The sequence below is a fragment of the Pantoea sp. X-Soil-YNGN-775 genome (assembly GCF_059730575.1).
In genome coordinates, this window is the sequence record NZ_AP035945.1 from 2772772 (window position 1) to 2795597 (window position 22826).

Annotated in this window: 14 protein-coding genes; 8 read left to right on the top strand and 6 right to left on the bottom strand. The window is 55.5% G+C overall.

The features are described 5' to 3' along the window. The first annotated feature begins 616 nt into the window (after window positions 1-616). From AC6I8I_RS12950 to rcsB, 3 genes are read left to right on the top strand one after another with little or no spacing between them, the layout of a single operon-like run. Window positions 617-1771 (top strand): MFS transporter, encoded by a 1155-nt coding sequence (locus AC6I8I_RS12950; RefSeq protein ID WP_312056728.1) that lies wholly within the window; start codon window positions 617-619, stop codon window positions 1769-1771. Between the two features lie 22 nt (window positions 1772-1793). Next, a complete protein-coding gene (gene rcsD, locus AC6I8I_RS12955) occupies window positions 1794-4451 on the top strand; it encodes a phosphotransferase RcsD (RefSeq protein WP_312056737.1) in 2658 nt (885 codons plus the stop codon). Window position 4452: 1 nt separating this feature from the next. Next, window positions 4453-5103: a response regulator transcription factor RcsB gene (gene rcsB / locus AC6I8I_RS12960; protein ID WP_031376602.1), complete on the top strand. Its 651-nt coding sequence runs from the start codon at window positions 4453-4455 to the stop codon at window positions 5101-5103. Between the two features lie 49 nt (window positions 5104-5152). On the opposite strand, the gene rcsC is transcribed toward rcsB, so the two are convergent. Both rcsC and gyrA read right to left on the bottom strand, forming a co-directional pair. After that, window positions 5153-8005: a two-component system sensor histidine kinase RcsC gene (gene rcsC, locus AC6I8I_RS12965; protein ID WP_497827933.1), complete on the bottom strand. Its 2853-nt coding sequence runs from the start codon at window positions 8003-8005 to the stop codon at window positions 5153-5155. A gap of 894 nt (window positions 8006-8899) precedes the next feature. After that, window positions 8900-11575: a DNA topoisomerase (ATP-hydrolyzing) subunit A gene (gene gyrA, locus AC6I8I_RS12970; protein WP_312056730.1), complete on the bottom strand. Its 2676-nt coding sequence runs from the start codon at window positions 11573-11575 to the stop codon at window positions 8900-8902. Window positions 11576-11752: 177 nt separating this feature from the next. Here gyrA and ubiG point away from each other — a divergent pair, with 177 nt between their 5' ends. From ubiG to yfaE, 4 genes are all read left to right on the top strand, one after another. Then, window positions 11753-12478, top strand: coding sequence for a bifunctional 2-polyprenyl-6-hydroxyphenol methylase/3-demethylubiquinol 3-O-methyltransferase UbiG (gene ubiG, locus AC6I8I_RS12975; RefSeq protein ID WP_312056731.1), 726 nt, complete (start codon window positions 11753-11755; stop codon window positions 12476-12478). Between the two features lie 669 nt (window positions 12479-13147). Then, entirely contained in the window at window positions 13148-15433 is a 2286-nt protein-coding gene (gene nrdA / locus AC6I8I_RS12980) for a class 1a ribonucleoside-diphosphate reductase subunit alpha (protein WP_497827934.1), read from the top strand. Between the two features lie 75 nt (window positions 15434-15508). Next, on the top strand, window positions 15509-16639 hold the full coding sequence (nrdB, locus tag AC6I8I_RS12985; RefSeq protein WP_312056733.1) for a class Ia ribonucleoside-diphosphate reductase subunit beta: 1131 nt from the start codon (window positions 15509-15511) through the stop codon (window positions 16637-16639). 2 nt (window positions 16640-16641) lie between these two features. Next, on the top strand, window positions 16642-16902 hold the full coding sequence (gene yfaE, locus AC6I8I_RS12990) for a class I ribonucleotide reductase maintenance protein YfaE (RefSeq protein ID WP_010258095.1): 261 nt from the start codon (window positions 16642-16644) through the stop codon (window positions 16900-16902). A 100-nt stretch (window positions 16903-17002) separates the two neighbouring features. On the opposite strand, the gene AC6I8I_RS12995 is transcribed toward yfaE, so the two are convergent. Then, window positions 17003-18199, bottom strand: coding sequence for a nicotinamide mononucleotide deamidase-related protein YfaY (locus tag AC6I8I_RS12995; protein ID WP_312056735.1), 1197 nt, complete (start codon window positions 18197-18199; stop codon window positions 17003-17005). Window positions 18200-18431: 232 nt separating this feature from the next. Beyond that, window positions 18432-18743, bottom strand: a complete 312-nt coding sequence (elaB, locus tag AC6I8I_RS13000) for a stress response protein ElaB (protein WP_159858965.1) — start codon at window positions 18741-18743, stop codon at window positions 18432-18434. Between the two features lie 336 nt (window positions 18744-19079). Between elaB and AC6I8I_RS13005 the strand changes: the two genes are divergently transcribed. After that, window positions 19080-20738, top strand: coding sequence for a glucan biosynthesis protein D (locus tag AC6I8I_RS13005; RefSeq protein WP_069728987.1), 1659 nt, complete (start codon window positions 19080-19082; stop codon window positions 20736-20738). Window positions 20739-20770: 32 nt separating this feature from the next. Here AC6I8I_RS13005 and AC6I8I_RS13010 read toward each other — a convergent pair whose 3' ends face one another. Then, window positions 20771-21235 (bottom strand): GNAT family N-acetyltransferase, encoded by a 465-nt coding sequence (locus AC6I8I_RS13010; protein ID WP_312055911.1) that lies wholly within the window; start codon window positions 21233-21235, stop codon window positions 20771-20773. A gap of 130 nt (window positions 21236-21365) precedes the next feature. Further along, window positions 21366-22823: an NADH-quinone oxidoreductase subunit NuoN gene (nuoN, locus tag AC6I8I_RS13015; protein WP_312055910.1), complete on the bottom strand. Its 1458-nt coding sequence runs from the start codon at window positions 22821-22823 to the stop codon at window positions 21366-21368. Window positions 22824-22826 lie beyond the last annotated feature (3 nt).

A 22826-nucleotide genomic window follows, 5' to 3' on the forward strand; every position in this document is an offset into this window, starting at 1 on the left:
TGTAAAGGCAGTAAAGCCAGGTGACGCTAAACACTGGGGAAAATTCCCGGCGCGGCGCTATTTTTATTGGATTATTTGTGTGTAGTTATACGCAAAACGCAACGGTTTCGCCTGCTTAATCTTTAACGTAAGGGAGATAAAAATCAATTTTAATGTGCAGATTTTATTATGTTTTAACATTCCTTCCATAAGCAACACTTGCAATAAGGCTTTCAGCAAATTTGCTTTATCGTTGTTTTTACATGTCAATTTGTTGCGGGAAGTTTCTATGATTGGGTTTAAAAGGTTAAAAAATAACCTCCAACTGAACTTTAGAGCGGAAAAAAGAATTTCTTAATTAAGCGATTCAGCCATCATTTATCGCTGGCCCTGATCGCCATTTTCGCTGACAAGTGGTTGAAAAATGGCGATCAAATTTGGCTTAAGTCACGTTACGTATTGCGAGATTAGCCAGGAAAGTTCTGGAAAAAATCCGCGCACCGCTAAAAGTCGGTAAACTCGCGGTTTTGTGACGCATCTGCCGCTGCACCACACCGGTAATAAATGGCGCGGCGGGTGCCAGTTTTCATGGCCGCAATGCTACACTTTTTCGCTTTGCCACTGATGAATCTGACCTATGACTGCACTGGACGCTGCACAGCAAAATAAACCCGATAGCCGCCTGAACTGGGGCACCCGCACGGTGTTTTTAATCAATGGTTTAGGCATGTCAGCCTGGGCACCGCTGGTGCCGTTTGCGCGCGACCGCCTGCAGCTTAACGGTGCCTCACTGGGCGCGTTACTGCTCTGTCTGGGCATTGGTTCGCTGGCGGCGATGCCGATCACCGGCACATTAGTTGCGCGATTTGGCTGCCGGCGGGTGATGTGTCTGTCGACGTTGCTGGTGCTGGCGATGATGCCGCTACTGGCCACCGCTGATTCCCATCTGGTGATGGCAGCAGCATTGATGTGTTTTGGTGCCGGCCTGGGTATGCTGGATGTCGCCATGAACTACCAGGCGGTGCAGGTTGAAAAAGCCGCCAGCAAACCGATGATGTCTGGCTTTCACGGTTTCTTTAGCCTCGGCGGCATTCTGGGCGCTGGCGCGGTGAGCCTGCTGTTAAGCCTGAGTCTTACCCCGCTGAACGCCGTGATGGTGATCATGGCGGTAATGCTGCTGCTGTTACTGTGGCGCCTGCCTGGCTTAATGAATCAGCGTTTGCATCAGCCCGATCAGCCGTGGCTGGTGATCCCGCGTGGCTGGGTTGCCTTTCTGGGTGCGCTCTGCTTTATCCTGTTTCTGGCGGAAGGGGCGGTGCTGGACTGGGGCGCGCTGCTGCTGTTGCAGAACCCGGCCATGTCGCCGACCCATGCCGGTCTGGGCTATGCGCTGTTCTCAACGGCGATGACGCTGGGCCGGTTTAGCGGCGATAAGATCATTCACCGCTTTGGTCGTTATCCGGTGATGCTGACCGGCGCGCTGACGGCCGCTGCTGGCATGAGCCTGGCGGTGTGGCTGCCGTGGCCGGAAATGGCGCTACTGGCTTTTCTGCTGGTCGGATTCGGTTTATCGAATACCGTGCCGATGTTATTCAATGCGGCGGGGAATCAACAGGATATGCCGGCAAACCTGGCGATTTCTGCCATGACAACGCTGGGATATGCGGGTATTCTCTCAGGTCCGGCCTTAATCGGATTCATATCACAATGGATCAGCCTCAGCGGCGCATTTATATTAATCGCGCTGTTACTGTTAGCTGTGGCCGCCAGTGCGCGAAAAGTTGCGCGATAATTCAGGTATCAGACACGCTATGTTGCCTTATAAGTTTCCCCTGACATCCGGCAATGTCACCCGCTTTTTTGTGGTTTTCAATCTGGTGCTGCTGCTGGCGCTGGGCTTTATGGTGCACAACTCGGTCAATGCCTGGCTGACCAGCAAACGTTACGCAATGACCGATCTGGCGCGCGACGTGCAGAAACGCATCGACGCCTATCGTTTTGCCACCTGGCAGATTTATGAAAACCTCTCAACCAGCGCCGCGGGTGCCGCCCCCAGCGCCAATCTGCAGGAGACGCGACTGCGTCCTGACGTCTATTATCTGGAAAAAACCCGCCGCAAAACCGAGGCGTTGATTTTTGGCTCGCATGACAGCAGCACGCTGGACATGACCATGCGGATGTCGAACTATCTCGACACGCTGTGGGGCGCCGAAAATCCGACCTGGTCGATGTATTTTCTGAACGGTCAGGATAACAGCCTGATCATGATCTCTACCCTGCCGCTGAAAGATATGGCGACCCGCTATAAAGAGAGCGCCATCAGTTCAATGGTGGATGCGCGTCGTGCGGAGATGCTGCAGCAGGCCAATGCGCTGGATGAGCGCGAAAGTTTCTCGGCGCTGCGCCACCTCGCCTTTCAAAACGATCACTATTTTACCCTGCGTACCACCTTTAATCAGCCCGGCCATCTGGCGACGGTGGTGGCCTTTGATCTGCCGGTCAACGATCTGATCCCACAAAATATGCCACTGGAAAACTTCCAACTGCGGCAGGACAGCTCGGTGCCTGCCACCAGCACGGATCAGCAGGAGACGGAAGATACCCAGATTTCACTGGTGAATCCGAATGTGGAAATTGCCGCTACGCTGCCCAGCACCTCGTTGCAGCTGGTCTACCGGGTACCGATTAGCCGGCTGATCATCGATACCCTGCATAATCTGCTGTGGCCGCTGCTGATTAACCTGCTGCTTTTCCTGCTGTCGCTGGGCGGCATGGTGCTGCTGCGCCAGCAGTCACTGCGTCCCAGCGAGAACCAGAGCGCTGAACTCGACTCGCTGCGGGTTCTGAATGAAGAGATTGTGGCCAGCCTGCCGGTCGGCCTGCTGGTCTACGACTTTGCCAGTAACCGCACCCTGCTGAGTAATAAGATTGCAGAACACCTTCTGCCACACCTTAATTTGCAGAAGATCATTAATATGTCCGACCAGCATCAGGGCGTGCTGCAGGCGACCATCAATAACGAAGTGTATGAGATCCGCCACGCCCGCAGCGTGTTGTCGCCCCATACTCAGCTATTTATGATGCGCGACCAGGATCGCGAGCTGCTGGTCAACAAGAAGCTGCAAAAAGCGCAGCAGGTGCTGGATCGCAATCATCAGATGCGCCAGCAGCTGCTGCATAACCTTGGCCATGCCCTGAATCAGCCGCTGGAAAAAATCGTGGCCCAGCTGGTCCAGCTCAGCCAGCGTGACAGCGATGAAACGGTGCTGGACGTGCTGGATGAGAGCCAGGGTCTGGCGCGGCTGGTCGACGATATTGTGCTGCTCAACCGGCTGGAAGCGCACGACTGGTCACCGGATGCGACAGTATTCAGCCTGCAGGAACTGCTGGATGAGATTGCGCTGGAAAGCCTGCCGCTGATGCGCCGTAAAGGGCTGTCGCTGGTGGTGAATAATCATCTGCCGAACGACGAAATGCGTTTTGGCGATCGCCGCGCGCTGCGTAAGGTGCTGATTACCCTGATGCACTACGCGCTGACCACCACCCGCTGGGGTAAAATCACGCTGGAAGTCAAAGCGGCAGACAAGCAGGCCGATCGCTTGTTGATTGAACTGGTTGATACCGGGGCCGGCCTGACGGTCGATGAGCTGGCCAATGTTGATTTCCCATTCCTCGGTGACACCAGCCAGGATCGCTATGGTCAGGCGTCAGGAATGGCGTTCTTCCTGTGTAAACAGCTGTGCAAGCAGATGGGCGGCAGTCTGGATATCGTGGCGAAAGCCGATATCGGCACCCGCTATAACATGCAGCTGCCGCTGGTGCTGGAGCAAAAAACCGAAGAGGAAGAGGAAAAAATTCTCGATGGCGTCACCGCGCTGGTGGAAATCGCCGTGGAAGACGTGCACAAGATCGTCTGCCGCCATCTGGAAAACTGGGGTGCGCGGTGTCTGACGCCAGACGAGCGTATTTCCGGTCAGGATCATGATGTGCTGATAACCGATGATCCCAACAAACTGAGCGGCTGGTCACTGCTGCTGGCCGGCGATGAACCCGGTCATCATGCACTGAATGACCAGCAGTATCGGGTTAATTTCAATCTCAGTAATGCGCTGCTCGATGCATTGCTGGCGCTGATTGAGAAGCAACTGTCACACGATGTGATGGAAGATGACGCTGAAGAAGAAGCGGCCACGCCATTGATGAGCGGCGGCTATTTCCAGCTGTTTACTGAGACAGTACCGGTTGATGTAAAGAGACTGTATACTGAGTCGGCGGAAAAGGACTACGCCTCGCTTGCTCAGACAGCGCATCGCCTTAAGGGCGTGTTTGCCATGCTTAATCTGACTCCCGGCAAACAGCTTTGTGAAGAGTTAGAACACCACATTAAAGCGTGTGACGATTCAAACATTACAAATACCACCAGTGATATTGACGCTTACGTCAATCAACTGCTGCAGCAAGGTAACCAATAAGATGAATAACTTAAACGTAATTATTGCCGATGACCATCCAATTGTTCTTTTCGGTATCCGAAAATCTCTGGAACAAATTGAATGGGTTAACGTTGTAGGTGAGTTCGAAGACTCAACAGCACTGATCAACAATCTGTCTAAGCTCGATGCGAATGTCCTGATCACCGATCTCTCTATGCCCGGTGAAAAGTATGGCGATGGCATCACGCTGATTAAATATATTAAACGTCACTATCCGGATCTGTCGATTATCGTTCTGACCATGAACAATAACCCGGCGATTCTGAGCTCGGTACTGGATCTCGATATTGAAGGGATTGTCCTGAAGCAGGGCGCGCCAACCGACCTGCCAAAAGCGCTGGCCGCGTTGCAGAAAGGCAAAAAGTACACGCCGGAAAGCGTCGCGAAACTGCTGGAGAAGATCAGCGCTGGCGGTTACGGCGACAAACGCCTGTCACCGAAAGAGAGCGAAGTGCTGCGTCTGTTCGCTGAAGGCTTCCTGGTTACCGAAATTGCCAAGAAACTGAACCGCAGTATTAAGACCATCAGTAGCCAGAAGAAATCAGCCATGATGAAACTGGGCGTGGATAACGATATCGCGCTGCTGAACTACCTGTCGTCTGTCAGCCAGACTCAGGTCGAAAAAGACTAGTATCACGAGGCGGTGCCACCGGCACCGCCTTTACTTCTTCTGCCCTCTGCTATCCTGCCCGCGTTTTACGTACCCGCTCCGCATAGATCGCCAGCGTCACCTTCAGCACATCCAGGGTTACCGGCTTCGACAGACAGTTATCCATGCCCGCATCCATACAACGCTGCTTCTCTTCAGCCAGCGCATTCGCGGTAACGCCGACCACCGGGAACAGATGCCCCAGCTGACGAAGCCGCTGCGTCAGTCGGTAACCATCCATGTTCGGCATATTGACGTCGGTCAGCACGATATCAATCTCATTACGGCTCAGCACGTTGAGCGCATCGACGCCATCCTGTGCCGTTTTAACCTGATAGCCCAGCGTGCCGAGCTGTTCTGACAGCAGCATGCGGTTGATTGGGTGATCGTCCACAATCAGCACCATGATGTCATCGTTATGCACTTTCTCTTCTACCGGTCCGGCCAGCAGCAGCGCGTCTGCCGCGTCGCTGTCCAGCGCGATGCGATAGATGCGTGCCAGCAGCGTCGGCACTTCGTGCAGCGTGGCAGTAGAATGGATCCAGCGTCCCGGCTGACGTTCACGCGGCATATCGACGTGCGAACCGTCAAACGTCACCAGCGCCCGCAGCGGCAAATCAATATCCAGTTCGTGGTCGGTCATCACCACATCGTCCGGACCGGGTTTGCCGTGGTACTCAGCCACCTGAATGCCCTGCTGCCGTAACTGGCGCGCAATAAATTCCGCCAGATATTCGTTGCACATCGCCAGCCAGATTTTCTTATCCTGCATCCCTTCCAGCAACGGCAGCGCAGGCTGCTGTCCTTTGTAGATCGGGATACGCACGATGAACTGACTGCCCATGCCCGGCTCGGAGTCGACCTCAATATCGCCGTCCATCATGTTGATCAGCTTTTCACAAATCGCCAGTCCCAGACCGGTGCCCTGGAAATTACGCTGCACGCCATTGCCCACCTGGAAGAACGGATCAAACAGTCGCGGCAGCTCTTTGGCCGGAATGCCGACGCCGGTATCACGAACGCGGAACGCCAGATAACCCTCGGCAACGTAGGCATGCAGGATGATGCAGCCGGTGTGGGTGAACTTGATCGCGTTGTTCAGCAGATTCGAGATCACCTGCTGCAGACGCAGCGGATCGCCATCCAGCACCTGCGGCACGTCATGTTCGATGAAGCAGTAGAGCGTTAGTCGCTTTTTCACCACCAGCGACAGATAGTTACCGACGATATGAGTAACGATTTCACGCGGGGCAAACGGCCGCGGCTCAATCTTCAGCTGTTCCGACTCAATTTTAGAGAAGTCGAGAATATCGCTGATGATTTTCAGCAGCAGGCTGGAGGAGTTATTCATCGCGGTTACCAGCGAATCAATGCCGCTTGGCAACTGCTTGGTCTGCAACAGATCGAGGTTACCGATAATGCCATACAGCGGGGTACGCAGTTCGTGACTGACGGTCGCGAGGAACATCGATTTCGACTGACTGGCCTGCTCGGCGGCGTGCGCCATCTCCTGCAGCGACTGTTCCATTCGGACGCGCGCCGAGACATCCACCAATACACAAATCGCCACATTCTCATTGCGATAGCGTGAATGAACGAAGCTGATTTGCAGGTTGGTATTACTGCCGGTCAGCACATCGACAAAATTTACCTGCTGACCGCCAATGATTTCGTTCAGCCGCTGACGATCTTCCTGAGTAAGCAGCGTCAGATAGTTGTGCGCCAGCTCATTACTCAGGATATTGGTGCCGTCGCTGGTGCGTAAAATACAGATACCGACCGGCGCTGAGGCGACAATCTTGCGGTTAAATTGCTCATGCTCTTCCAGCCGGTGCGCATTCTCTTCGGCGGGCAGAAACATCCGCCGCTCAAACAGCCAGGCGAGCGTAAACAGCATGACGGCACTGAAGATATTCAGCAGCAGCGCATTAATCATCATCAGTTTTAACTGATCGACCACCACGTTTGTGGGAATCGACCAGACGATGTTGAGATCGGACGGCGGCAGCGGTTTTTTCAGGACCAGTTGACGATAGCCGTTGAGGTAGCCAAACCAGGTCTTATCGTCAGGCAGATCATCCAGCGAAAAACCGAGGCCACCACGGCGTGAATTAAGCAGCGGACGATAATTTTCATCGGTAATCGAAGCGATAACCGGCAGGCTGCCAGGCTGTATAAACTCATCCAGGCGGATATTTTGCTCAACCCCCAGCAGCGCCTGCAATTTGTTGGCGACGTAAACCGGCACCACCATATAGAAGGTCCCCACACCCGGCTGGGTACTGCTGTTAATCCAGTACATCGGATTACGGCGCTCTTCTTCATTGCTGTTGCGGTAACGCAGCACGTTCTCGCGCAGGGATTTCAGGCTGCGTTCGCGGTCGGCGTTGCTGCTGCCGATGGTAAAGTCGGCCAGGCACTGATTTTCACCGCCAATAAAGAACACCCGATTTAGCTCGTACGACGAAGCGAAGTTACTTTTCCAGTAATTGATGTAGTAACTGAGCGAATCCAGCGAGTTACGCCAGGTATTGCTCATCGAAGTACAGTCACCGTCGGAGAACAGCGGCGTAAACTGCGGCTGGGTCGATTTGCCCGGCATCATCCCGGTCAGCACATCCAGCCCGCTGCTGGCGTTGGTCAGACGGTTCTCGGTGATATATTTCAGCTCTCGCATCATGTCGGCTGAATGCCGGACATACCACTCGATTGAGCCGTAATTACTGGCGAACTCCTGGCGGACCTGGGTCTCTTTTTCATGCAGCACGCTAATGATGTAAAAGGCGGTCAGCACGGCGCCCAGCGTCCAGATTAGCAGCGCCAGCGCGCGAAAAAGATAGCGCGAGATGCGAAGCGTGGTGCGGAAAGAGACAGGATATTTCAAGTGGAACTCGCAGTTGGCAAGGTTAATCGCATCGTCGATTTTTAATGCCCATACACTAGCTTTATCGGGCAAAAAAAGCCAGTCGGACGCGGGCTTAGCACCCGGTTTGGGAATCTTTTAACGGCACGTTGCTATCGTTTCTGAAGCCGCACCTGGCCAGAAGACGGTGAACAACGTCACGCCCCGCTGCGATCCCTGAATCTGTCAGTCAGGTTTGCTGCCCGCCCTATCCGACATCCCATCACCGCCACCAGCAACCGCCAGCGCATAACAGCAACATCAGCCAAAGCAACCGCCAGCGCACAACAGCAACATCAGCCAAAGCAACCGCCAGCGCACAACAGCAACATCAGCCAAAGCAACCGCCAGCGCACAACAGCAACATCAGCCAAAGCAACCGCCAGCGCACAACAGCAACATCAGCCAAAGCAACCGCACTTCAGCCAACCCAGAAAGAGCCGCCCTGTCCGAAAAGCAAAGCGTCCGCGCCACGGAAGGCGCGGCCGATCCGCACGGAAGCGGGTTTCCTTTGCGATCGGGCAGGGCGGGCCTTTCGACCGCACCCCACTCACCGCAGCGTTTAACCACCGCACCCACTCACCGCCACGCGTCACCTCTCCGCAGCGCCACCCTCTCCCCTCCCGCCACAGTCACCATCGCCACCAGCAACCGCCAGCGCACTTCAGCCAACCCAGAAAGACCCGCTCCCCACTCACCGCAGCGTTTAACCACCGCCCCCCACTCACCGCAGCGTTTAACCACCGCACCCACTCACCGCCGCGCGTCACCTCTCCGTTTCATCACCTCTTCAGCATCCCATCGCCAAAAAAAACGGCAGGCCGGGTTTCCCCTGACCTGCCGTTTCGACAGCGTACTCAGCTAACGACCAACGAATTACTCTTCGTCGTCTGCCGCCGCGTCGTCTTCATCATCGATATCCGCTTCTGGCGCGATCTCTTCGTCATCAAGCTCCGCTTCCGGCGCGATATCGTCCTCGCCTTCAGCCACGCTACCGTCGATTGAATCCAGCTCTTCTTCTTCAACCGGTTCAGCAACACGTTGCAGCCCAACTACGTTTTCATCTTCAGCCGTACGGATCAAAATCACACCCTGGGTGTTACGACCCACGATGCTGACTTCTGAAACACGCGTACGCACCAGCGTACCAGCATCGGTGATCATCATGATCTGATCGCCATCGACAACCTGCACCGCTCCAATCACCGGACCGTTACGATCGGTCACCTTGATGGAGATAACACCCTGCGTCGCACGCGACTTGGTTGGGTATTCGCTGTTGGCAGTACGTTTACCGTAGCCATTCTGCGTCACGGTAAGGATTGCACCCTCTTCACGCGGCACAATCAACGACACCACGCGATCGCCTTCGGCCAGCTTGATGCCGCGCACACCGGATGCGGTACGGCCCATCGCACGGACTGCGGTTTCCGCGAAGCGCACCACTTTACCGGCAGCCGAGAACAGCATCGCTTCGTCGTTGCCGTTGGTCAGCGCCACGCCGATCAGCTCGTCGTCGTCACGCAGATTGACGGCGATAATACCGGCACTGCGCGGACGGCTAAACTCTTTCAGCGCGGTCTTCTTCACGGTACCGCTGGCGGTCGCCATGAAGATGTTGAAGCCTTCGGTGTACTCGCGTACCGGCAGAATCGCGGTAATGCGTTCGTTGGCTTCCAGCGGCAGCAGGTTGACGATTGGACGTCCACGTGCGCCACGGCTCGCTTCCGGCAGCTGATAAACCTTCATCCAGTAGAGACGGCCACGGCTTGAGAAGCAGAGGATCGTGTCATGGGTGTTGGCGACCAGCAGACGATCAATGAAGTCTTCTTCTTTGATACGCGCGGCCGACTTGCCTTTACCACCACGACGCTGTGCTTCGTAATCGGTCAGAGGCTGATACTTCACGTAGCCCTGATGCGACAGTGTCACGACCACATCTTCCTGATTGATCAGGTCTTCGATATTGATGTCAGCAGTATTGGCGGTGATCTCAGTGCGACGCTCATCACCAAACTGATCGCGCATCAGTTCCAGCTCTTCGCGAATCACTTCCATCAGACGCTCGGCGCTTGACAGGATATGCAGCAATTCAGCGATCTGATCCAGCAGCGCTTTATACTCATCCAGCAGTTTTTCATGCTCAAGGCCGGTCAGTTTCTGCAGACGCAGATCCAGAATCGCCTGAGCTTGCTGCTCGGTCAGATAGTACTGGCCGTCACGAATACCGAACTGCGCATCCAGCCACTCCGGACGCGCGGCGTCATCACCGGCACGCTCCAGCATCGCGGAAACGTTACCCAGATCCCATGCCTGGGCAACCAGACCCGCTTTCGCTTCCGCCGGGCTTGGCGCACGACGAATCAGCTCAATGATCGGATCGATGTTGGCCAGCGCAATCGCCAGGCCTTCAAGGATATGCGCACGGTCACGGGCTTTACGCAGTTCGAAAATGGTACGGCGGGTCACCACTTCACGACGATGGCGGACAAAGGCTTCCAGAATCTCCTTCAGCGCCATAATCTTCGGCTGGCCCTGATGCAGTGCCACCATGTTGATGCCGAACGAGGTCTGCAGCTGAGTCAGTGAATAGAGATTATTCAGCACCACTTCGCCGACCGCATCACGCTTGATCTCAATCACGATGCGCATGCCGTCTTTATCGGATTCATCACGCAGTGCGCTGATGCCTTCGACACGCTTCTCTTTCACCAGCTCGGCGATTTTCTCAATCAGACGTGCCTTGTTAACCTGATAAGGCAGCTCATGAATGATGATGGTCTCACGGCCGGTTTTGGCGTCCGCTTCGACTTCGCCACGTGCGCGGATATAAATTTTGCCGCGCCCGGTACGGTAAGCTTCTTCAATGCCACGACGACCATTGATGATGGCAGCGGTCGGGAAATCAGGTCCCGGAATGTGCTCCATCAGCCCTTCAATGCTGATGTTCTCATCTTCAATGTAAGCCAGGCAGCCGTTGATCACTTCACGCAGGTTATGCGGTGGGATATTGGTGGCCATACCCACGGCGATACCGGAGGAACCATTAACCAGCAGGTTTGGAATTTTGGTCGGCAGAACTTCTGGGATCTGCTCAGTGCCGTCGTAGTTTGGGACAAAATCGACGGTCTCTTTTTCCAGGTCAGCTAACAGATCGTGGGCGATTCTGGACATGCGGACTTCGGTATAACGCATCGCCGCAGCGGAGTCGCCGTCGATGGAGCCGAAGTTGCCTTGACCGTCCACCAGCATGTAACGCAGGGAGAAAGGCTGGGCCATACGTACAATGGTGTCGTAAACGGCGGAATCACCATGCGGGTGATATTTACCGATAACGTCACCGACGACGCGGGCAGATTTTTTATAGGGTTTGTTCCAGTCGTTACCCAGTTCGCTCATCGCAAACAGTACGCGACGATGCACCGGCTTCAGGCCGTCACGCACATCGGGTAAAGCTCGGCCAACGATGACCGACATGGCGTAATCGAGGTAAGAATTCTTTAACTCTTCTTCGATATTGACCGGTGTAATTTCTCTCGCAAGGTCGCTCATGGAGCCGCTATCCCTCTACTTAATCCCGGATTTTAAAGGTGCGAAAGTATATCACACTGCAATGCTCTGGTGAACGTTAACCACCGATTTCAGCCGCTTTTCCTTACGCCTGAAAGGTGTGCCATAACCGGTTAAGCGTTTATACTGATGGCACATTTTGTCAGGAGTTACGATTCAATGAATGCACAACCGCAGAATCATCAGCAGAACGTCGATGCGCAGGAAATTGCCAAATTTGAGGCCGTGGCCTCGCGCTGGTGGGATCTGGAGGGTGAATTTAAACCGTTGCACCGGATTAACCCGCTGCGACTGGGCTATATCGCCCAGCACAGCAACGGTCTGTATGGTAAAAAAGTGCTCGACGTCGGCTGTGGCGGCGGCATCTTAGCGGAAAGCATGGCGCGTGAAGGCGCTATCGTCACCGGGCTGGATATGGGCGCTGAACCGCTGGCCGTGGCGCGTCTGCATGCCCAGGAGAGCGGCGTAACGCTCGACTATGTCCAGCAGACGGTAGAAGCCCATGCCGAACAGCATCCCGGCCACTACGATGTAGTGACCTGCATGGAAATGCTGGAGCACGTGCCCGATCCGCGCTCGGTGGTTCACGCCTGCGCGCAGCTGGTGAAGCCCGGCGGCGAAGTCTTTTTCTCTACCCTGAACCGCAATCCTAAAGCCTGGCTACTGGCGGTGTTTGGCGCTGAATATGTGCTGCGTATGGTGCCGCGCGGGACCCACGACGTGAAGAAATTCATCCGTCCATCCGAACTGCTGAGCTGGGTAGATGAAACCACACTGCGTGAACGTCACATCATTGGCCTGCACTACAACCCGCTGACCAACCGTTTCAGGCTGGCACCGGGCACCGACGTCAATTATATGGTGCATACCCACCGCGCCGTTTAAGCGCCCTGCTCGCCGGCGATCCGGCGGGCGACGCGCTGCGCTAACTGGCCGGACGGCTCAGCATCTCGCTATCTCGCTGCGCCGCCCGGCGAAATCTGCCCGTCATCTCTCCTCCTTTATTATGCTGGCCCGGCTGCACGGCCGGCCATGCCTCGCCCTGTTGATGGGCGAAAGCTTACTGCATTAGCCACGCCCGACCGGAAAAGGTGAACCGCAGAAACCGGGCGGCATCATTTTGTTGCCTGCCAACGGGTTAGCCTGCACGCAGTCTGAACGGTGCAGATTTTCCCTTTTTCCGCATTGCCTGCCACACCACCGCTAGCTGAATTTGACGGTTTTTCACCCTTTCCAGGACCTGGCGCAAAGGATTGAATAAGAAATACGCGTTCGATCAAATTAAGAAAAAAAAGTGGGATCGGGTTGACATGATGGCGGGCCTTATAAGACGCGGGCCAGGAAATATCGCAGAAATTACAACCCCTCCTGACATCATTTTTTCCTCTTGTTAAGCGGCAGTAAAATACTAAAATATGCCTCCATATTGTTATGGCTTTTGCCAACACCCCCTAGATGTAGTGTTTATCCACACATTATTCACAATGAATATGCTGTGTATAAACCGGGATTTCTTTTAATTTTTGGATACTCACGCAAAGGTAAAAACGCGACATGAACCAAAGTCTGCTCGTTACTAAACGCGATGGCCGCCAGGAGCGCATTGATCTCGACAAAATTCACCGTGTACTGGACTGGGCAGCCGAAGGGCTGAACAACGTCTCGGTATCGCAGGTGGAGCTGCGCTCCCACATTCAGTTCTATGATGGCATCAGAACGTCTGACATTCATGAGACCATCATCAAGGCCGCAGCAGACCTCATCTCTCGCGATGCCCCGGATTATCAATACCTCGCCGCCCGCCTGGCGATCTTCCATCTGCGTAAAAAAGCCTATGGCCAGTTCGAGCCGCCGAAGCTGTATGACCAGGTGGTTAAAATGGTCGGCATGGGCAAATATGACCGCCACCTGCTGGAAGATTACAGCGAAGAAGAGTTTGCGCAGATGGACGAGTTCCTCGACCACTGGCGCGACATGAACTTCTCGTATGCCGCAGTGAAGCAGCTGGAAGGCAAATATCTGGTGCAGAACCGCGTCTCGGGCGAAATCTACGAGAGCGCGCAGTTCCTCTATATTCTGGTCGCCGCCTGCCTGTTCTCGGGCTATCCGCGCGACACGCGGATGGATTACATCAAGCGTTTCTATGATGCGATCTCAACCTTCAAGATCTCGCTGCCGACGCCTATCATGTCCGGCGTGCGGACGCCAACGCGTCAGTTCAGCTCCTGCGTCCTGATTGAGTGCGGCGACAGCCTGGACTCGATCAACGCCACCTCCAGCGCAATTGTGAAATATGTCTCTCAGCGTGCCGGTATCGGCATCAATGCCGGCCGTATCCGTGCGCTGGGCAGCCCAATCCGCGGCGGTGAAGCGTTCCATACCGGTTGTATCCCGTTCTATAAGCACTTCCAGACGGCGGTCAAGTCCTGCTCACAGGGCGGCGTTCGTGGCGGCGCAGCCACGCTGTTCTACCCGATGTGGCATCTGGAAATCGAAAGCCTGCTGGTGCTGAAAAACAACCGTGGCGTTGAAGGCAACCGCGTGCGCCACATGGACTACGGCGTACAGCTTAATAAACTGATGTATCAGCGCCTGCTGAAAGGGGAAGATATCACCCTGTTCAGCCCGTCTGATGTGCCGGGCCTGTATGATGCGTTCTTCGCCGATCAGGATGAGTTTGAGCGCCTCTACACCAAATATGAGCAGGACCAGAGTATCCGTAAGCAGCGGGTTAAAGCGGTCGATCTGTTCTCACTGATGATGCAGGAACGTGCTTCTACCGGCCGTATCTACATTCAGAACGTCGATCACTGCAACACCCACAGCCCGTTTGACGCCAGCATTGCGCCGGTTCGCCAGTCTAACCTGTGCCTTGAGATCGCGCTGCCGACCAAACCGCTGGAAGATGTTAACGACGAAAACGGTGAAATCGCCCTGTGTACGCTGTCGGCCTTCAACCTTGGTGCGATTGACAGCCTCGACGATCTGGAAGAGCTGGCTACCCTGGCAGTGCGTGCGCTTGATGCGCTGCTCGATTATCAGGACTACCCGATCCCGGCGGCCAAACGTGGCGCAATGGGCCGTCGTACCCTGGGTATCGGCGTGATTAACTACGCTTACTACCTGGCGAAACACGGTGTGCGTTACTCCGACGGCAGCGCCAACGGTCTGACCCATAAAACCTTTGAAGCCATTCAGTATTACCTGCTGAAAGCCTCAAATGCGCTGGCTAAAGAGCAAGGTGCCTGCCCGTGGTTCAACGAAACCACCTATTCGCAGGGCATCCTGCCAATCGACACCTACAAGAAAGATCTCGACACCATCAGCAACGAGCCGCTGCATCTGGACTGGGAAAGCCTGCGTGAAGAGATCAAAACGCACGGCCTGCGCAACTCCACGCTCTCTGCACTGATGCCGTCTGAGACTTCGTCGCAGATCTCCAATGCCACCAACGGCATTGAACCGCCGCGCGGCCACATCAGCATTAAAGCCTCGAAAGATGGCATTCTGCGTCAGGTGGTGCCGGAGTATGAGCGCCTGAAAGATCAGTACGAACTGCTGTGGGAAATGCCGAACAACGACGGCTACCTGCAACTGGTGGGTCTGATGCAGAAGTTTATCGACCAGGCGATCTCGTCTAACACCAACTACGATCCGTCGCGCTTTGCCAACGGTAAAGTGCCGATGAAACAGTTGCTGAAAGATCTGCTGACCGCGTACAAATTTGGCGTGAAAACGCTCTACTACCAGAACACCCGTGACGGTGCTGAAGATGCGCAGGACGATCTGGCACCTTCTATCCAGGATGATGGCTGCGAAAGCGGCGCATGTAAGATCTAACGGGCGGGCGGGAGAGACTCCCGCCCCACTCCTTTCACGGGGCGGCTTCGCTTCGTTCACTTTTGGACATTTTTTATGGCTTACTCCACTTTCTCACAGAACAAAAATGACCAGCTGAAAGAGCCGATGTTTTTCGGTCAGTCGGTAAACGTGGCGCGCTTCGACCAGCAGAAATATGACATCTTTGAAAAGCTGATCGAAAAGCAGCTCTCCTTCTTCTGGCGGCCGGAAGAGGTCGATGTGTCACGCGATCGCATCGACTATCAGGCGCTGCCGGACCACGAAAAACACATCTTCATCAGCAACCTGAAATATCAGACCCTGCTGGACTCGATTCAGGGCCGTAGCCCTAACGTGGCGCTGCTGCCGCTGATCTCCATTCCTGAACTGGAAACCTGGATCGAAACCTGGGCGTTTTCTGAGACTATCCACTCGCGCTCCTACACCCACATCATCCGCAACATCGTTAACGATCCGGCGGTGGTGTTTGACGATATCGTCACCAATGAGCAGATTCTGGCCCGTGCCCAGGATATCTCACGCTATTACGACGATCTGATTGAAATGACCAACTACTGGCATCTGCTGGGCGAAGGCACCCATCAGGTCAACGGCAAATCGGTCACCGTCAGCCTGCGCGCCCTGAAGAAACAGCTCTATATCTGCCTGATGAGCGTCAATGCGCTGGAAGCGATCCGTTTCTACGTCAGCTTTGCCTGTTCATTCGCTTTTGCCGAGCGCGAACTGATGGAAGGCAATGCCAAAATCATCAAGCTGATTGCCCGCGATGAAGCGCTGCACCTGACCGGCACCCAGCACATGCTCAACCTGCTGCGCAGCGGTGAAGACGATCCGGAGATGAAAGAGATTGCGGCCGAGTGTCGTGAAGAGTGCTTTGAACTGTTTAAGAAAGCCGCTCTGCAGGAAAAAGAGTGGGCGGAATATCTGTTCAGCGGCGGTTCGATGATCGGCCTGAACAAAGATATTCTCTGCCAGTACATTGAGTACATCACCAATATTCGTATGCAGGCTGTCGGGCTTGATCTGCCGTTCCAGACGCGCTCAAACCCGATTCCATGGATTAACTCCTGGCTGGTCTCTGACAACGTTCAGGTTGCGCCGCAGGAAGTGGAAGTCAGCTCCTATCTGGTCGGTCAGATCGATTCTGAAGTGGGCGCTAACGACTTCGACGACTTCCAGCTGTAATCATGAGCCGCGACGTGGTTATTCTGCGCAGCTCCGGCACCCGCCTGGAATGCACAGACGAACATACCAATCTGCTGACGCTGCTGGAAGCCAACAATCTGTGCGTGGAGTTCCAGTGCCGCGAAGGTTACTGCGGCTCCTGCCGGATGCGTTTGCTGAAAGGCGAAGTGCACTACCCGCAACGGCCGCTGGCGTTTGTGCAGCAGGACGAGATTCTGCCCTGCTGTTGCAAAGCCAAAGGCGAGATCGAGCTTGAGTTGTAACTGAGGTCGCGTTTGTCAGACTTACAGCCACCAAGGCTAAGTTGGTCAGCATTGTGAAACGAAACGGGCGCCTCAGGCGCCCGTTTTGTTTTCACTGACATTACTGTCTGACCGTTTCGACCACATCAATCCAGCCGTGACCGGTAGTGACTTCACTGCCGTGTAACCAGCGGCGCAGCATGTTCATCGCCATCATTGCCACCACCTTCTGCCGCGTCTCCAGATTATGCCGGCCGGTACTGAACTTCACGCGCTGACCAAAGTTACCATCCGGCGTATGCAGCGCGACCGAAATCTCTTCCTGTTCAAGGCTGCCGATAGAGAGCGCCAGCGCCGCCTGTTGCTGGTCGGCAAGATGGCGGGTGCGGATCACCTGCTGCTCCAGCGTCTCCGGCTTAGGTGGCAAGATGTCAGCACCACACAGCGGCACGCCCGCTGCGGCCAGCTGCCAGTAAAGCAGCCCGGCGGTGTACTGCTCACTGAGCGTCAGCTGATAGTCACGTTGCTGTAGCTCGCTGGCCAGCAGTGCCGGCAATCCCGCGATGCCTTCAAAAATGGTGCACTCCGCCAGTTGCAGCCGCACCTGCTGCCACACCTGCTCCATCGCCACCCGCTGACTGGCCGGACCGGTCAGTTTGATCTCAATGATCGGCATGGAGGAGCGATACCCCATCACCACGCCTTCCGGCAAGCTCAGCGGTTCGAGTTCCGCTGCCAGGTCGCTTTCGCCACGGCCAAAGGTGGTCAGCCGCAGACAGATCGGCGGTTCAGGCGGGGAAAACTTCGCTTTAAGACGCGGAATGATCTGCTGCTCAACCATCACCTTAAATTCAGACGGCACGCCAGGCGTAAAAAACATCCAGCAGCGATTTAACTGCAGTGCAAAGCCACAGGCGGTGCCGACCGGATTATCAATCAGCTCGGCATTGGCCGGGATCTCCGCCTGTTTGCGGTTGCTGGCTGCCATCACCCGGCCGCGACTGGCGAACCAGGCTTCCATTTGCGCCAGCCACGCCTGTTGCAGCTCCAGCTCAACACCGCAGGCCTGCGCCGCGGCCAGCGCGCTGAGATCGTCACTGGTCGGTCCCAGCCCGCCATTAACAATCAGCACATCCGCCTCATGGCTGCGCGCCTGCAGCGTCGCGACCAGTGACTCAAGGGCGTCGCCAACCGTGGTACGGCTGGTCATCGGCAAACCATGCTGGAATAAAACGTCTGCCAGCCAGGCCGCATTGGTATCGACGATTTGGCCGTGCAGCACCTCATCCCCGGTTGAAAGCATCTCTACTCTGATCACGTTAGTTCTCCTTATGCCGGTCGCTTTACTGTAGGAAGTCCGCAGATGAAACACAATCAACATCGCTGACCACTGCACAGCGATGGAGTTGACGGTCTGAGCGCGAGGGCGTCGCGTATCGGCGGCACGGCGGGGGTAGCGGATAGCGGGTGCGGCGGAAACGGCAACAAAAACGGCGGGGATCGCCCGCCGTTTTTATCATCAGTGTGCTGCTACGGTGTCGCCAGGGTAATTAGCGACGCGCCAGCAGCAGGCCGAGTACCAGACCGGCAGTCGCGCCGATGCCGATGCCCTGCCACGGTTTCTCATGGACATAATCGTCAGCGCGGTAAGCCGCTTTTTTGGCACGATAGTAGTAGCTGTCTGATGCCTGGCTGACACGGGATTTTACGTCGTGCAGCGCCTGTTCCGCTTTAGTTTTAAGCTCGATATATTTTTGATCCGCCGGATCGCCTGACGACTTCAACACTTCTTCCAGCGTTTCGGTCAGCAGCGCAATATCGTCATCCAGGCCGGTTTCGAATTGATCAGTCTGATTTACCATCATTTCCTCCGTGTGAATTGCAAAGCAGTCCATTAACTATAGCCACAATCTGGCGCTCTGCCGGTTTAGCGCACCAGGAATCACCTGATAATTCATCTGCTAACGCCATCCAGAGCCGCAGGATAGCGGCGGAGCTTTCGCAAAGAAGTGTAAGGCGGCGCGGCAAACACCGAATTTCGCTTCGCTTCTTTGATTAATCTGATAAATTTTCTCCGGACTGAATTTTCACGTCACCCGACTGTCGTACCCTCCTGTTGCCTGTGATTATCGGGCCATAAAAGTGCATTTCGCACGACAGTCACGACAAACTCGAACAGCTAAGGAATGATCTCTGGCATGAATCGAAGAATGTTTATGAAAGCGTCAATGGCCTTCTCCGCCGTCAGCGGCATGACCGGCCTGTCAACGCTGTTTGCGCAATCCGCCTGGGCAGAAGATGGCATTGCTGACGGAACCGCAGTACGCTTCGATTTCGACGTATTGAAGAAGAACGCGGCCGCCCTGGCAAAGCAACCCTGGAGTGGCGCGCCAGGCGCGCTGCCGCAGACGCTGGCGACACTGACTCCGCAGGCGTATAACGAAATTCAGTATGACGCCAACCATTCACTGTGGAACAACATTCCTGACCGTGAACTTGACGTTCAGTTCTTCCACGTCGGGATGGGCTTTAAACGCCGTATCCGCATGTTCTCAGTCGACGGCGAGAGCCGCCAGGCACGTGAGATCCACTTCCGTCCTGAGCTGTTCAATTACAACAATGCCCACGTTGATACCAAACAGCTGGAAGGCAAAACCGATCTCGGCTTTGCCGGTTTCCGGGCGTTTAAAAAGCCGGAACTGGCGCGTCGTGACATCGTCTCCTTCCTTGGTGCCAGCTACTTTCGTGCCGTTGATGAGACCTTCCAGTACGGCTTATCCGCCCGGGGTGTCGCCATCAACACCTTCAGTAACGGTCAGGAAGAGTTCCCGGATTTCACCGCCTTCTGGTTTGAAACGCCGAAAGCGGAAGACACCACCTTCACCTGTTACGCGTTACTCGATGGGGCCAGCATTACCGGCGCCTATAAGTTCATCATCCACTGCGAAGATAAACGCGTGGTGATGGAAGTGGAAAACCACCTGTTTGCCCGTAAAGAGATCCGTCAGATCGGCATCTCGCCAATGACCAGTATGTTCAGCTGCGGCACCAACGAACGCCGCATGTGCAACACCTACCATCCTCAGATTCATGACTCCGATCGCCTGGCGATGTGGACCGGAAAAGGCGAATGGATTGCCCGTCCGCTGAATAATCCGCAGCGCCTGCAATTCAACGCTTATGAAGATGAGAACCCACGCGGTTTTGGTCTGCTGCAGCTTAATCACGACTTCAAAGATTATCAGGACGTGATTGGCTGGTATGACAAACGCCCGAGCCTGTGGGTTGAGCCGGTCGGTAAATGGGGTAAAGGCGCGATCAATCTGATGGAGATCCCGACCACCGGTGAGACGCTGGATAACATCGTCTGCTTCTGGCAGCCGGCTGAACCGGTGAAGGCAGGCAGCGAGCTGAACTTCTCCTACAAACTCTACTGGAGCGGTCTGCCGCCGGTTCGCAGCGGTCTGGCGCGCGTCGATGCTACCCGCACCGGTATGGGCGGCTTCCCGGAAGGCTGGGCACCTGGCGAACACTTCCCGGAAACCTGGAGCCGTCGCTTCGCCATCGACTTTATAGGTGGCGATCTGCAGGCTGCGGCGCCGAAAGGCATTGAACCGGTGATTACCGTTTCATCCGGCAGCGTGAAGCAGGTTGAGATCCTCTACGTGGAACCGCTGAAAGGCTACCGTATTCTGTTTGACTGGTATCCAAACAGCGATTCTACCCAGCCGGTGGATATGCGTCTGTTCCTGCGCAGCAAGGAGGAAACTCTGAGTGAAACCTGGCTTTATCAGTACTTCCCGCCCGCACCGGACCAGCGCAAATATGTTGATGACCGGCAGATGACGGTGGGCTAAGTCCGAAAGGCGAGGCACTGGCCTCGCCTTTTTTAACCTGCCGCGGCGGCTTTCTGCATGTCAATGTGCGGAATGCCATCTTCAAGGTAGGTCTCACCGATCGCTACAAAACCGTGCTGGCCATAGAACGCCTGAAGATGTGCCTGGGCGGAGAGAAACAGATCGCGGCCCGGACAGTGCTGCTGACAACTATTGATTGCCTGCTCCATCAGACGATTACCCAGCCGCGCACCGCGCACGCTATCGGATACGATTACCCGGCCGATCTTTACCGGACTGGCCGCATCGGCCGGGGCCAGCAGCCGCGCATAGGCGACCAGCTGGTTGTCGTGCATTCCAAGCAGATGACGGTTGTCACCCTGTAGATCGTCGCCATCCACATCCAGATAGGCGCACTGCTGTTCCACCACAAACACCGCACAGCGCAGTGCCAGCAGCGCATACAGCTCGGCGGTGGTCAGTTCACGATGATGTTTATCCAGCCAGATAATGTCCATAGGGTCTCCTTGTCAGCTTACTCACTTTAGCGAATCGGCCTGTGTCGGGACAGATCCCGGCCGCGCTGCAGGCAAATTACGGGCAAAAAAAATCAGGCCCGCAGGCCTGATTGTTCAGTCAGGGTCGAACTTACATCAGCGGCTGGGCCATCTGCACCAGCGTAATCAGCGGCTGCGGGTAAACCCCTAACAGCAGCACCAGAATCGCTGAAATCAGCACCACTACACCGCCAGCAGTAAAGGCCCAGTTAGCCGGCGTATCGCGGGTATGCAGTTCCGGCGGGCTGAGATAGAGGCTCACCGTGACGCGCAGATAGTAGTAGAGGCCAATCGCACTGCCCGCCACCACCGCACCGGTTAACCACCACAGATGCGCACTGACGCCCGAAGCGATAACGTAGAATTTACCGATAAAGCCGAGCGTCATCGGGATACCGGCCAGTGACAGCATCATCACCGTCATCACGGCTGACAGGATCGGACGATGCCAGAACAGACCACGGTAGGAGTAGAGCGAATCGGCATCCGGGCCACGATACGGGCTGGACATCAGACTGACCACGCCAAACGCGCCGAGGCTGCTGAACAGGTAACCGGCCAGATAAACCCCGGATGTTTCCAGCGACAGCTGATGATCTTTCACCGCAATCAGCGCCACCAGCAGATAACCGAGATGGGCGATAGAGGAGTAGCCCAGCAGACGCTTGATATTACTCTGCGAAATCGCCATCAGGTTACCGAAAAGGATCGAGACGAACGCGATCACGCCCAGTACCGTCCGCACCGCTTCACTATCAGTTACCGGCGCGTACATGAACAGACGCATAATCACGCCGAAGATAGCAATCTTGCTGGCGGTGGCGAGGAAGGTTGAAACCGGCGCAGGGGCACCCTGATAAACATCCGGCGTCCAGAGATGGAACGGCACCAGCGAAAGCTTGAAGCCGAGGCCGATGATCATCATGCCCAGACCCACCAGCAACAGCGGCTCCTGGATCATGCTGTCAGTCAGGCTCTTGCCCAGCGTCACGAAGCTCAGGTTACCGGAATCCGCGTAAATCAGCGCAATACCAAACAGCAGGAACGACGAGGCCGCCGCCGACAGGATGGTGTATTTCAGCGCCGCTTCCAGCGAACGTTTCTGGCGGAAAGCGTAGCCAATCAGACCAAACAGCGGCAGTGACAGCAGCTCAATACCGATGAACAGCGCCGCCAGATGGTTGGCGCTGGCCAGCACGATGCCACCGAGTGCCGCAATCAGCACCAGCAGATAGAACTCATCTTTGTTGTCGGGGAAATCTGTCAGCCAGGGATAAGCAAAGGTACAGGTTGCCAGGCTCGCCAGTACCACCAGCGCGGTATAGAAAATGGAATAGCCATCGACCCGCAGCAGCGGCGTGACATCCATCGCCCCGACCTGGCCGACAAAGTAGAGTGACAGCAGCGCCAGGTTCAGGCCCACCACCGTTAGCGTGGCGTTAACGAAGTGGTTGCGTCGCCAGGCAATGGACAGCATCACAACCACCACCGTCAATCCGACGATTAACAGCGGCAGCAACGCGATCAATTGTTGAGGAGTTATTGTCATGGC